Below are 13,631 nucleotides of genomic sequence, written 5' to 3'. Positions count from 1 at the left end.
AATGCTATTTTGAAAGGTATTTCTGATCAGACTTTATTTCAAAGTAACACCCATCTAACTTGCAACACGTTTGCGGTATCCTTACCCTATTTACTCCAACTTGCAACACGTTTGCGGTATCCTTGCCCTTTTCCATCTAACTTGCAACACATTTGTGGTATCCTTACCCAAATCACAATAACCAGTAGCTTAAGACTTTTAATATAATATTAAAAAGCGGATATGCTTAAACACATATCCACTTTCAACTACGTATATTTTTCACCTTAAACATACTTTTTTCCTATTTATATACTTACCTTCGCTTCTCCAATATCCTGCTTTTTAATTAAATCTAAGTAAAAATGTGAGACAGTTGTGTTGTAATAAGGAGAAATAAAAATAAATGATAGATTAAATGTAAACATTCCGATAAATGCGGCTAATAAAAACCATCCTATAAATGATAACCAAAGAACAAATAACTTTAGCTTTTGTCCTTTCATTATTCTTTTACTTTCTCTCAATGCTTCACTTGCTGTATAATCAGGGTTCTCTACTAATATGTAATACGACATGGAATAAGAAAAATATTTAATAATACCTGGAACAATTAATAAGAGACTCCATAAAAAAAGAAAAATAGCTTGCATCAAACCTAATTTTATTGATTTAAACAAATTCTTCTTTTTAAATCCTGAAAATATATCGTCTACCTTAACTTCTTCTTGTTTCCCTAAGTGTAAAGTAAAAACAGAATATCCATAATTAAAGATACCTTGTATAACACTGTAAATTAGGAAACATACCACCCATAAACCAATATAACTTAGAATAAGTACAGCAAGTGCTACTGGATCTACTTGTGGTTCTCCACCAATTGAATAAATAAATAATGCATCAGGGCCAATTATCCCGATAAACAGTACAAATATTAAATACATAAAAAAGGCGATTGCTGATGCACTTAAGGTCGGTACAAAATAGAATAAAGCTGATACTCCTATACCTAATCCCCATTTCCCATCTAACGAATTCAGTGCTGCTTTCTTAAAATTTCTTGTCATTCTTGTATTCCCTCCTTTTTTCTTATTTTGCTTTACTAAAAACATAAAAGAACTTGTAGCAGGCCCCGCTACAAGTTCTTTTAACCAAATACTTTAGCTCATCGAAAAATTATTTATTCTACACAATCGGGGGTAATGCCTAAAATATGGTTTGTTAACATCATTATATAACATATTTATGAATTTTTGTTAAAAATTCTATATATTTAGACAGATTATTCTCTACTTTTTTACCTGTTTTTTTCATATAGTTTTATCTATTAAAGATACGTAAAGATCAACTGTACTAATTGAATCCAAAGTTTATTTAATGAATATGAAAAGACCACCTACAAAATTTCATAGGTGATCTTTTTTGTGATTTTGCACTTGTGCACTTCTTTAAAAATATATCACAAATTCGTCTAGTCTTCTAAACATTTGAATCTATAGATTGAATACCTTCCCACATTCTAAACTAATGTCAATTAGATCTTTCTAATAAAAATTTGTTTTGTAAAAAAGTTTCAAGCTTACTAAAATCTGTAGAAGAATATAATAAACTCATTCCATTAATGAATTCATGTTCAACTCGTTTCTCTCCCTCATTGGGGAGACAATGATGTGAATCCTTATATAACTGAAACATATTCCACGGTACTGCATCGGAAACATCAAATTTACTTTGTAATTTTGAACAAAGACCTTTAGTTGCTCCACCTTGAACAGGAAAAGCAAAATTTTTATAAAGTACGGCTGTTTCAGCAGAGTAGTTATCCACTTTAGTTGAGAAGTAACTGACGCCATCAAAAAATCCTTCATATCTTATAAACTGCAATAATAGTTGTGGGATAATATATTCGGGTTTGAATGTGTCAGTCGTATTTTTTACACGTATAGAGCATGCTGCCATTAAAGGCCAAATAATTAGATAAGAAATTACTTCATTTGGTTCCTTCAACCTATCCGCAAATAAGGGTTTTCTCTTAATTGTACCGAAATCATAGAATTTCTTAGTTATCTTCTCTATAAAAACAACAGGTGGGGTAGATAAATCTATATAACTTATATCATCCGATTTAAATACTGAAGTCTGAACCGTATTTAAATCCGGTTTATTAAGTTCTTCCCAGCAGGTTAAAGGCGAGCTTCCTAAATAGATACATGGTACCCCAGGAATACTGTATCTATTTGTGCTGACTATTCCCCGAAGTTCTAACGGTATATGAAACATTTCTTCACTTGTAAATACATGATCCGTACCGACTCGCATTTTATAGAGGAATTCATTGTCAAAGTTTTGAAGTGTTTTTATATGATTAAAATGATTTGGTATAGACACGTTATTTATTAAAACTCTATGAAATTCTTTAAAAGCCTTTGACGGAAAACCTTTATAATATTCTTGTAAGGAACAAATAATTCCTTCACACAAATTCTTTACGTGTCTCAAATCCTGTTTATTAATAACTGCTTCTAATGTTGCACTGCAGATACTCTCTAACCCTGAGATATAAGTACTGAAGCAATCTTCAAGATACTCTACAAAGTCGTTATTCTCCCTAGTTAGGGGTAATTTTCCAACCTCTTTATACAAATCTATAATAGGCAGCACTTCTAAAACCCAGTTTCTTAAACGAGTAATTTTTTTAGCGTCTTCCGAGAAATCAGCTAGTGAGAATTCACTGGCTTCTTTTTCATTAAAAGGATAAAATTTAAATTTCTTAGGTTCGTTTATTTTTTGTAATTCCTCATATAAATTAAACGCAATATTAACTTCCTGTTTACTAACATTGGTGTCTTCTTTTATATGAGTTAGTTTAACAGCTTTCTCTATTAAATCTGTTCTTAACTTTAAAATAGTAATCACATCACTTTTCAAACGAAAATAATTAATTAAGGTTTTACACTTTCTCAATATTACAGTATGAAATTTCTTATATAATTAAATTATTCTCTTTATTTATTTTATGTATCTGTTCACTTTGAACCCTACTATTATAGGGTTCCTTTTTTATAATCATATATTTATTAATTAATTTATCGATTTCCTGACTTAAATGTAGGACTTTCGTATGACTAAAACCATGTTTTTTTACCAGTTCTACTAATTTTAATTTTTTATTCTCTATTAGATCATTTAACTTCGCCATTAACATAAATTTTTTTCTTTCACACTCCCCCTGAGCAAAATAAAAAGAGCTGCTTCCAGCTCTTGTATAATAAAAATCTTTATTATTGCAGTGTAAAATTTTCCATATTCTATTATAAATGAATATACATAAAGCCAACAACAATAATTTTAGTGTATTTAAAAATAAAAAAGCAACAATAATTCATTACTGCTAAAACTTCTTTATAAATTCGTTATTAACATAAACATATTCTTCTGGTTTATCAGCTTCACCATACCAAACTTCCAGCTTTATAATATGTTCTGCTACTTCTTTTAATATCAAATTCATAAATAATGAAATAGGTGTCACATTATATTCTGTATCTCTGTAATTCTTTAAATTGGCTATAAATGACCACTCATTACCTTTTAAATTCGTATAATAGTCATTCTCTTCTTCCCAGTTTCCTACGTGCCACCTCATGTATAGAAAATCATCTTCTGCTAATGCTTCATTTATCTGTTTCTTTGTAAATGGGATGTCTGTACTACGATTAACTTTTATATATTCTTTAACAAATGGAAACTTTAACGCGGCTTCTTCCCAGCTTCCTGTATTTATTAATTCCACCAATTCTTTATATTCATCCTTTATAATTACTTTACCTCGAAAGGCAGTATACATTTCAAAAGACAAATTTATCACCTTCTTAAATTCATTATGAATTTAATTAACATATATACTTAACTACACAATAGATGGTTTTAGAAATCGTACTACGTTTCCCTTTTCACTAAATTCACTCTCATTGTTACAATTTTTTGAAGTGAGATCCACTATATAACTCTCTGCAATTTTAAAAGTTCTTTCCTCATTAAACATTGTCAAAGGAACTGATACTCCAACATTATTATCTAAATGACTTAGTACCATTACAGGGATAGTTTCTCCTTTTAACAAATCAACATATGAGGTCTTAACTTTATAATAATGTCCTTCTAAAAAATGCATTTTTCCGTTTATTAAATCCACTGCAACTCCATTATTACAATATGCTAAGCTTTGATTAGAAAAATGAATATCGTCCGATACTTTAATGAATTTCATCGTTTTATTATCGAATATATAATAACCTTCTCTTACTACAAATAGATTATGTGGATTGATAAATTCTAGTAAATAATGTGTGATTTCAAAGCTAGTATCTCCCTCAATCATTTCTCTGTATTCTACATAAAGTTTCTCTAATTTTTTAAATGTACTTAGTTTGATCCCCTGATTCGGTCTTGATGCAAGTGTTAAGTCATCTAATACCCATTTAGCCACATATGTTGACGTTGGAATCATTTACAATTTACCCCCTTCAAAATTCTATATATGAACATATAAACTATTTAAATTTAATAAATTGGGCTCTACTTAAAGTATAGGCAGAATCTATTTAATAACTAAGATAATTCTCTAACTTTTTCATATTTACTTCTTATAAATTATATTTATCAAACTCTAAAATGAAATCTTTATAATCAATTTACATTTTCAGAAATTTGAGATATTATTTGTTATATACACCTTTTTAATTTTTTAAATCAATCTCAATACACATAAGCCCTTCGGGTTACTTGAAAGAAGAATATAATGCAAACTGCATTAGTTCTTACTATCCTGTATCCTTGAAGGGCTTTTTGTATTGTCTAGAAAGGAGAGAGTGAATGAGTTTTAACGAATTCGTATTAGATCAATGCGGAAAAACATGGCCAGAATTAAAAAATGAAACTCTGATTGAAAATCAGTATCTAACACATGAAGACATTCAAGAAATCATCTCAAAACAATATCTACTTTTGAGAAAAGACTACGAAGAATTTCTACTAGAAGCACAGTAAGAAAATATTAAACGCATTTATGCGTAATACACAGACTTCTCAATTTTGAGGAGTTTTTATTATGGAGGGAGTTATGATGACTAATTTTATTGAGCTGCTAAATGAAACTTACTGGGATAGTTGTTTAATTCACGAACATACTGAAATCCAAAAGTTTTCTAAAGCAAAAATTGAATTTACAAAAACTATGCTTTTTTTAGATTCCTATAATCGTATCTACAAAAAGAATCCAGAAATATTTACTTTTATGATGGAAGTACTCTCTTCTAGTCTAATTAAAGCGATATATCGTTTTATCGCCCCGAAACTTGAAGAAAGAAAACTTCTCGAAAAAACAGAAGTACGACATAAATTCCAAAACACACAGCAAAAATCAACTTTCTATTTCAACAGTAAGATCGGGCAATATGAATTAAGCATTAACTTTGAAAGTATTACATCAATTAGCATGTACTTTGGAAGTCATGTATTTGACGATATTATTTTGCTAGACAGACAAATTCACTTTCTGTTGGACCAATTTTCAGATGCAGCAGCAAGTCATTATGAAGATGATAGAAATATTATTAAAGATAATAAGGAGGAATTATAATATGTTTGAAAATAATAATGAGTTATTTAGTTTATATTTAAATGGTGAGTTTCAAGGGTATTTAAATAGCGAAGATTATCGTCAAATAGCTGCAGCAATTCGTGTTTATGGAATGAAAGGAGATCTGATTATTACTTCTTTCATGGATACTATGGTTATTTCGACAATAGGCATATTTTTAGATTATTGCTTACCAGAAATACGTCAACCGTTAATGCAGGAACTAGTGCCAATGCAACAGAGTTCAGAGACTCCGGAACTAGTCCTTCTTGGGAACATTCAATTTTACGCTCAAGATGATGAAACTATTGAAGAATTTGCTGAATTTCTATTAGAACGGGTTAAAGATACTCCGAATTATCCAGATGGGTTAATTCAAGGAGTTATATATGGAGTTGTTATTCCTGTCGGTATGGAATCAACTAAAGAATCAATAATAGAAGACCTAAATGAACAACTAACTATCAGTAATTAGAACCTGGGTGAGAACCTAATTTTATAGTTTCAAAATGGGGTTATATTCAATTAGAATATGCCCCTTTTCTGCTTTAAAAAATAGTCAAGGGGGTACTTTTATGTTAGTGGCATTTGCATCTAAGACAAGTAATGTTGAACGGTTTATAAAATCATTTCCTGATATAAAGTCAGTAAAAATTACTGATAATTTACTCCTTGAAGAAGATTTTATACTCGTTACTTACACAACAGGTTTTGGTCAAGTGCCACAACTTGTAGAAGACTTCTTAACTAAGAATAACAAGTATTTACGGGGCGTTGCAGCGAGTGGTAATCGCAATTGGGGAGATATGTTTGCAAAGAGTGCAGATGTTATTTCTGATAAATACAACGTACCAGTATTAATGAAATTTGAGTTATCTGGAACGATAAATGATCGCAAGAAATTTGAATCTATTTATTCACAGATTGTATGAAGGATATTTAAGGATTAAATTATGCAGACCAGGGGGAATACAAATGGCAAGTATTAACGGAATTGAAATCAAGACTTACACAATTAAACGCGGTCATGAGGGTGAACCACTTCAACAAGCAGTGGTATATATAGATGGAAAAAAAGCTGGCTATATATCTGATGGTGATTGGGGTGGCCCAATGGTATTGGAGTTTAATAATTATGATTTAACCGTTATTAAGCAAAGATTATTTGCATATGCCAAACATGAAAATTTCATTTCCAGTATGTCTCGTGATATAGAAATGCTATTTGCACTACTACTCGGATATGTAAATTTAGAAAAGGTATATAAAAAAATTAGTAAAAAGAATAAGGATTTAATCTTATTAGTAGTTGGTCTCCGCGAAAATTATTTAAAAGGCTGGTCGATGAAGAATGAGTTAGTATATTGGCAATTAGAAAATTATGATCAAAAAAAATTAAATACCTTTATAAACAAAATAAAAAAGAGTGAAGATTGTTCTGAAGTGATTATGTTTCAAAAACAAAAAGATTTTCATATAAACACTCATGAATTTATTCGTATTTAAGAAAATTTTTTTCACTTATTAATAGTCAATATATTCTTTTTAAGTTTAACTTTGATGAGATTTGAATTTTAAATACTTGGATAAAATTTCTGATTCACCAAAATAATTGAGGTGAATCAGAAATATTTTAAGGAGGTCCTTAATGCTTAATTTAGTTAATTTTAAATCCCAAACTCCTACTATGAAATTTCCAAGAATCAAAAAACTAATACAGTTTGATGTAGATATTTGGCTATATAAAAATAAATTACCTACCGATCAATTGGATTTACACTTTAAAAAATGTACAAATTGTTCCTATTATGTCGAGACAATTGAACTAATTGAAAAGAAAACCATACACGGAAAATCATATGAGGATATATGTAGCGATTGTGATTATGTTTTACGTAATTACGTGTCAAATTTAAAATGATATTTCCGTCCCTTCAAGGACAGCATTCCCTTGATTACTTGGTGTTTAAAAATATATTAAATATATGGTACGTGAAATTTTATAAAGAATACTTTAGGAGGTATTAAGCACATGGCAAATGTTGTGTTAATTATAAGAAATTCAGATTTATTAAAATCTATGAATGTAATATTAACTAATTCTGAATCAGTAGAAAAAGTGCATGCTTTACTAAATAAGGCAAAAACAAAAAATACACTGCCACACGGTCTGTTATGGCATTGGTCGGAGTTTAATTGGGATATGCCAGAAGAACTAGGTAACAATATAAGCGATATTAAAAATAGCGAGCCTATTTTACTATTATTTTATTGGCTAAATTGCATTGGTGCTGAAAACTATTATTTAGCGAGAATTGAAGAAAGGTATGTTATAGATGGGCATGATCCATTAGATACATGGGGTAACTTACGTGTACCATCATTAGATTTATCCTTAAATGTTTCAATCTCCTTTGGTTTTGAAAGAGAGGATACAATATGAAACTACGTAATATTTACCGTGAATGTTATGGAACTGCAAGTATAGATAAAATGCTTCCTTCTATAATAACTAAAAGTATCTGGGATTTCTTCAAAACACAAATACTTTTAAAAAACAATTCATTATTAAGTTATAAACACATCTTTGATTTAAAATTGGAAGATAATTATTTAGTATTAAATTATCAACAAGAAAGTCAAGATTTTGAGATACGTTCCAAAACAAATGTAAAAGTGGATAAACTTCCATTAGCACACCATATATGGATTATTGATAACGGTAGAAGTTTTATTATGATGTTACCTACGGATTATTGATAGGAATTAGACTACACACTTATTTTACTAAGTAAAATAAGTGCTTCGAAATAATACCATTAAAAATACCGGTTCTAATAAGAACCGGTATTTTTATTATGTATTAAGCTTTAGGATTCATTAATTATAGGATAGCCTCTAGATATAACACACTCCCCTATAGTTGTTTAGTGACAATAAAGTTGTTTAATTCTTATTGAACTAAAGCGGCAGGTTAGTGTAAGAAAAGTACCTGCAATGTACGAATAAATATAGTTCAAGTAAAAAAGTACTGTATAATCTTGGTAAGGGGGGAAATTCATAGCTGGGGGGAATTACCTTGTATTATAAAGAATTTGGAGTAGAACATGAAAGAATGATGGTTTATATACATGGTGGTGGAGTAAGTGGTTGGATGTGGGATAAACAAGTTGATTTCTTCTCTCAAAATTTTCATTGTTTAGTTCTTGACCTACCTGAACATGGATATAGCAGAAAAGATGAACAAATTTTTTCAATTGATTATGCAGCAGAGCAAATAATTAAATTAATAGAAGAAAAAAGAGAAGGCAAGTCTGTTGTGGCAATAGGTTTCTCTTTAGGTTCCCAAGTACTCCTTTCAATGCTTAGTAAGAAAAAAGATTTAATTGATTTTGCAATGATTAATAGTGCTTTGGTTAAACCAATTCCTTTTGCAAATATATTAAATAAGATAATGACAATGGCATTACCACTGGTAAAGAATAAAACGTTTTCTAAAATTCAAGCAAAAACCCTATATATAGGCGAGGAGTATTTTAATCTTTATTATCAAGAAAGTCTACAAGTAAACAAAGACGCTTTTTTAAGGGTTATGAATGAAAATTCTTCATTTAAAATACCTAAAACATTCAGGGAATACCCACACAATATATTAGTTACTGTTGGTGAAAAAGAGAAAAAAATAATGAAGGATTCAATGAAGGAAATTATGGCTAACAACCCCAATTGTCAAGGAGTTATCATTCCTAAGATTGGTCATGGGGTACCTTTAGCAAATCCAAAACTATTCAATAAGATGTTAGAAGAATGGTTAGATAGTAATTTAATTATAGATGAAGTGAAATTGGCATCTAATAGTTGAAAATTTAGGTCTTTAATGTGCCTTCACCATTTTATGATTTTGATTTACTTATATCCGTAGTAGAGTTTCCTACTGATTAACTAACGGGGGCGTTTGCTCGGTAAGAATTAAACAACTTTATTATCTTTTTTATGAATGAAATTGTATAGATCAATTTGATATTAAACAACTTCAAAGAGCCCTATTACATTTCAAATGTAGTAAGGCTCTTATTTTTTAGATCAAAATTAAACAATTTTATTATTCATTTACAATAGTTAGGTTACTTGGATTTTTTTAATTCTTTGTTTGCTTTATCAATTAACTTAGAAGCAGTCTCTAATCTTTCAACCCCAGCATCAACTTCATATTCTTTACCCTTATCTAAACCTTCTTGTATGATTGCCACTCCATCTTTTACATGAATCATCGCTACACCTACATTATGTTGTACTGGGTGATCTTTTTCTTCATACTCTAACTTACTTATTTTGTCCACTAACTCTAAATATGGTTTAGATACTTCTTTTAACTTTTCTGACTTTTTCTTCATTGACTTGCTACTTTTTACAATATCGTCTATTTCCTTAGATTGTTCGGAGAAATCTTTCATTAAATATTCTAGGTTTTTACTGAAGTCTTCTTTTTTATTCTGTTTAACAGAAGCTTCCATTGCTTCATCTTTCTTAACCTTTGTCTCACATCCAACCCCAGTTAACATTAACATTGGAACTACTAAAAAAGATAAAATTTTACGTTTCATTGACATATACCCCTTTGTTTAAAAATGCTTTTTCTATTCTTTCCACTTTTATATTTGTTTCCATTTTATTCGCCACTACGAATATCGTTTATTTTACCTATTTTCCTAATGTTTCAGCAATATCTTCAATCTCTATTAGATATATATCGTTCACATCACTTATCCCTTCTAAATACTGGTCAAATGGTTCACTCATACTGTCTGTAGCTTCTTTAAGTTTAGTTGAATTTTCTTGTTTAATAGCGTCTAATTGCTTATTAAATGATTTATCTATCGCTGCAGTTGCTTGAGATACCTTTTTATGGGCATCTTTATATTTTGAGCTTGGTGCTAATCTCCTCATTTGTGCTGTAACTGACTTTGCTTGTTTAAATTTCTCTTCAAACTCAGCTTTGGATGATTCAGAACTATACCCCTTTTCCTCGGCTATAGCTAGATCTTCAATAATAGTGTTAAACTCTTTATTTAACTGGAGTAGATTTCCTGCATAAATGTCTTCCTTTTTTGCATCTTCTTTCGAAACAATAGCGTGCTCTTCATCTATCGCATTACTTCCACAACCAACTCCTCCTATTAATAACATGACGGGTAAAGCAAGTTTTAGTGCCTTTCGTTTCATATCTTTTCCTACTTTCTTCAAACTCATTTTCTAGTAGTTTAGAAGCTAACTAAATTACCACTGTATGAAATTAACTGACTACTTAATGTCTTTCATCATCTCGTTTGCTTCGTTTATCTTCTTAGAAGCCTTGACTACTGCATCATTACCTAGTTCTATTAATTTCCTATCTTTTAATTCTAGACCGTCTCCAATTGATTTAAGTGACATATCTAGTAAACCCATAGCAGTATCCATTGTAAATTGCACATCTTTATACTTTTCGTCATGCTTTAATTTTTTAACCTTTTCAGATGTTTCAAGTAAGTCTTTAGAAGCTAAATCAAATTCTTTCTTCTTCTCTTCTACTGACTTTTGGCCTGTTAATATGTCACTTACGACCTTGGACTGTTCAGAAACATCTTTCATCAGATAGGCTAAGTTTTCTTCATAGTCTTCTTTCTTATTTTGCTCAATAGAAATTTTACTGTCTACTTGTTTTTCTTTTGTAGTACACCCTGCTGCTCCCCATGCTACAAACATAAGTGAAAATGCTAATAAAATTAGATTCTTTACCTTCAAACCGCTACCCCCCCTAAGAAATTGTAAGTAATTAACATATGAAACCATAACATAATTTACATAAATAGACTATAAAAAAATAGCGATTCTTACGATAAATTTCGAGTGTTCTAACAACTTTAAAATTTGTATCACAATTATATAGTATCTGGTTCCATATACTTTTTTAATAATTCTTTATTCAACTTCTAAAGTTTAGTATTTTGTTGTTTTTTATTCTCTCTAGGATACCGTCAGCGTTTTTCAAAATAATCTATGCTATGCCGAAAAATAAAATCAGCTGCTCATGTGGACAGCTGATTTACATAATTATCGAAAGCGAAAGTTAAAAATTTTTAGTTCCTTACTCAACTAAGCACCCGTTAGCTCAGTAAAATATCTAAAGTTTGTATTTTAAGTGAGGTAACCTTTTTATTAAAACACTTAAAGGACAAAAATCTTGTGAATTAATAATCATAACTTTTTGTTCTATAAAAAGAATTAAATAAGTTGGTTAAAGTCATAATAGCTATATATTGATTATTACAAGAGGAGTGGAAGTAATGTTCGAGGATGATGTTACAGATGAGAGATGAGAGAGGATGGAAATGGAAGCCGAAAATCAGTGTGAAACAAGTGGCAAATACACTAAGTGATATAGTTCAAACAGGTAGAACAATAATAGGAAATACAATTGCTGATGTGGATTATATTTTGGGTAATATTAAAGGCTGTATACAAGGTTGTGGAAGAGGCATTGATAATGTCAGACTTCGGTTAACACATAGAGGTATACAATATATTTCATTAGTTACGGGTGTACTGTGTTCCACTGGTTTAATCCCTAGTGACATTATTAAGAGAATATACGAAAAATTATCTAGAAAACTTGAACGTGATCCAGAACACAAGATATTCCATTTAACAAATCCTAAACTATATGTATGGGAGGGGGCAGAACCACTTTACAACGAAATAGACCCCAATAGTTTTGTATTCAACCAAGACAAAGAGGCATGGGTTTTTATCCATGGAATGCTTTACAGTGCTTTAAAAAAAGATGGATCAGACTTTAAACGAAGTGAAACAAAGGTAGATGTATTTGATTATTTTTATAATTTTGAAAGAAAAGCTAAGATTTTTAACCCAGATCCTAATTCCAGGCCTAATCAGGACAATTCAAAGATTGAAATTTACTTAGTAAGCTACGATTCAGAAATGAGAGATGATGATGAAGAAGAGATCAAAGTATTACTACAATCGCAGGTATTGGGTGGCGGTAACTTTTACTTACTGACTGCTGCTGTCTATTGGAGAGAAATGGTGCGTCGAGCAAAAAAAACAGCTAATCATATAATTCCTTTTTTAGATAAATTAGCTAATAACAAAGGGAGAGCTATAACTCACTCTTTAGGTTGTTATGTATTAGCGGAAGCGGCTCAAAAAATAAATAAGAATGCATCTGAATCAAGTTACCATCGAGCATTTGGGTCATGGTGGTGTATGTCGGCTGCTTTACCATCAGATGCCTTTTCTAATACCGGTGATTTCGATAAGGCACCATTAATCGCAGGAAAAGGGGCTGACCATGAACGTATTTGGAGTGGAACGACAGTTTGGTATTCTCTCGCTGATATTGTCCTAATGCTGCTTTATCCATTAGGTTCCTGTACAACTGCACTGGGATTAACTGGTCTGGGGGTCAATGACAAAGAGATTGCGGAAGACGAAAACATAACCACAATCACAGATGTTCATCATGGTCCAGCTGGTGATTATATCGAACGATTGGGACCTAGCATTCAGGAGGTTCTCGGGACGAAAGGTAGGGATATTACCAAAAATTAAGCTAAGGTATATTCTGAAAGCGAATAGACAATTCTCTTACCTAAAGAAGAGTCGTCTTTTGCTTGTTTATGATGCTAACCTACCCCACCCCTTTAGTTGAACAAGGGGTAATGAATAGCGTATACATGTAAAGTTAACATAACGTTTGATTATCGGTAGCAAGGACAGGGAGGAATCTTTCCTTTATAAGGGAACCTCCTGTCTTTGTTCTATCGACCTATGATTTTTTTATACATTTCTATCTTAACATGGGTTTTAGGGTTCTCGTTTGTTACTGAATTAGCCAAAAATCCGCATAAAAATTTGCATACTCGTTTTCTAAAAACTTTAAGATATCCCTCACATAACATCCCCTTTTGTACAGAAATAGTAGAGTTGCTATAAAAATACCGTTGATGTT

The 13,631-nt window shown here is 30.7% G+C and carries 17 protein-coding genes; 9 read left to right on the top strand and 8 right to left on the bottom strand.

The features are described from left to right. Positions 1-287 precede the first annotated feature (287 nt). From MKY00_RS29085 to MKY00_RS29065, 5 genes are all read right to left on the bottom strand, one after another. Entirely contained in the window at positions 288-1,046 is a 759-nt protein-coding gene (locus MKY00_RS29085; RefSeq protein ID WP_000197711.1) for a DUF975 family protein, read from the bottom strand. A gap of 463 nt (positions 1,047-1,509) precedes the next feature. Further along, complete coding sequence (locus MKY00_RS29080) at positions 1,510-2,943, bottom strand: hypothetical protein (protein ID WP_002198545.1); 1,434 nt, start codon at positions 2,941-2,943, stop codon at positions 1,510-1,512. 19 nt (positions 2,944-2,962) lie between these two features. Further along, positions 2,963-3,178, bottom strand: a complete 216-nt coding sequence (locus tag MKY00_RS29075; RefSeq protein ID WP_001096430.1) for an aspartyl-phosphate phosphatase Spo0E family protein — start codon at positions 3,176-3,178, stop codon at positions 2,963-2,965. A gap of 192 nt (positions 3,179-3,370) precedes the next feature. Further along, the gene (locus tag MKY00_RS29070) at positions 3,371-3,826 is read right to left on the bottom strand and encodes a hypothetical protein (RefSeq protein ID WP_002198544.1); all 456 of its coding nucleotides are present in this window, start codon (positions 3,824-3,826) and stop codon (positions 3,371-3,373) included. Positions 3,827-3,889: 63 nt separating this feature from the next. Then, complete coding sequence (locus tag MKY00_RS29065; RefSeq protein ID WP_000613334.1) at positions 3,890-4,489, bottom strand: hypothetical protein; 600 nt, start codon at positions 4,487-4,489, stop codon at positions 3,890-3,892. A 365-nt stretch (positions 4,490-4,854) separates the two neighbouring features. On the opposite strand from MKY00_RS29065, the gene MKY00_RS29060 reads away from it, so the two are divergent. The 8 genes from MKY00_RS29060 to cesH all read left to right on the top strand — a co-directional run bounded on the left by MKY00_RS29060 (position 4,855) and on the right by cesH (position 9,482). Beyond that, on the top strand, positions 4,855-5,028 hold the full coding sequence (locus MKY00_RS29060) for a hypothetical protein (protein ID WP_000009395.1): 174 nt from the start codon (positions 4,855-4,857) through the stop codon (positions 5,026-5,028). A 76-nt stretch (positions 5,029-5,104) separates the two neighbouring features. Next, a complete protein-coding gene (locus MKY00_RS29055; protein ID WP_002170406.1) occupies positions 5,105-5,620 on the top strand; it encodes a hypothetical protein in 516 nt (171 codons plus the stop codon). A gap of 1 nt (position 5,621) precedes the next feature. Then, a complete protein-coding gene (locus MKY00_RS29050) occupies positions 5,622-6,095 on the top strand; it encodes a hypothetical protein (RefSeq protein WP_000462739.1) in 474 nt (157 codons plus the stop codon). 100 nt (positions 6,096-6,195) lie between these two features. Continuing rightward, on the top strand, positions 6,196-6,552 hold the full coding sequence (gene nrdI, locus MKY00_RS29045; protein WP_000959156.1) for a class Ib ribonucleoside-diphosphate reductase assembly flavoprotein NrdI: 357 nt from the start codon (positions 6,196-6,198) through the stop codon (positions 6,550-6,552). 43 nt (positions 6,553-6,595) lie between these two features. Next, a complete protein-coding gene (locus tag MKY00_RS29040; protein ID WP_000146610.1) occupies positions 6,596-7,126 on the top strand; it encodes a hypothetical protein in 531 nt (176 codons plus the stop codon). 526 nt (positions 7,127-7,652) lie between these two features. Further along, entirely contained in the window at positions 7,653-8,063 is a 411-nt protein-coding gene (locus MKY00_RS29035) for a hypothetical protein (protein ID WP_000024608.1), read from the top strand. Then, entirely contained in the window at positions 8,060-8,380 is a 321-nt protein-coding gene (locus tag MKY00_RS29030) for a DUF960 family protein (RefSeq protein WP_000776829.1), read from the top strand. Before MKY00_RS29035 ends, MKY00_RS29030 begins: the two co-directional genes overlap by 4 nt. A gap of 319 nt (positions 8,381-8,699) precedes the next feature. After that, entirely contained in the window at positions 8,700-9,482 is a 783-nt protein-coding gene (gene cesH, locus MKY00_RS29025; RefSeq protein ID WP_000291475.1) for a cereulide biosynthesis alpha/beta hydrolase CesH, read from the top strand. A 262-nt stretch (positions 9,483-9,744) separates the two neighbouring features. Here cesH and MKY00_RS29020 read toward each other — a convergent pair whose 3' ends face one another. The 3 genes from MKY00_RS29020 to MKY00_RS29010 all read right to left on the bottom strand — a co-directional run bounded on the left by MKY00_RS29020 (position 9,745) and on the right by MKY00_RS29010 (position 11,404). After that, positions 9,745-10,230: a hypothetical protein gene (locus MKY00_RS29020; protein ID WP_002170407.1), complete on the bottom strand. Its 486-nt coding sequence runs from the start codon at positions 10,228-10,230 to the stop codon at positions 9,745-9,747. A gap of 91 nt (positions 10,231-10,321) precedes the next feature. Continuing rightward, positions 10,322-10,843: a hypothetical protein gene (locus MKY00_RS29015; RefSeq protein ID WP_000822987.1), complete on the bottom strand. Its 522-nt coding sequence runs from the start codon at positions 10,841-10,843 to the stop codon at positions 10,322-10,324. Between the two features lie 78 nt (positions 10,844-10,921). After that, the gene (locus MKY00_RS29010) at positions 10,922-11,404 is read right to left on the bottom strand and encodes a hypothetical protein (protein WP_000865353.1); all 483 of its coding nucleotides are present in this window, start codon (positions 11,402-11,404) and stop codon (positions 10,922-10,924) included. 564 nt (positions 11,405-11,968) lie between these two features. Between MKY00_RS29010 and MKY00_RS29005 the strand changes: the two genes are divergently transcribed. Beyond that, a complete protein-coding gene (locus MKY00_RS29005) occupies positions 11,969-13,231 on the top strand; it encodes a hypothetical protein (RefSeq protein WP_001204140.1) in 1,263 nt (420 codons plus the stop codon). Positions 13,232-13,631: the final 400 nt, after the last annotated feature.

This window comes from Bacillus sp. FSL R9-9834, assembly GCF_038006905.1.
Lineage (GTDB): Bacteria > Bacillota > Bacilli > Bacillales > Bacillaceae_G > Bacillus_A > Bacillus_A pacificus.
Note: the sequence above shows the minus strand (reverse complement) of the source record. Positions and strands in the feature narration are given on the sequence as shown.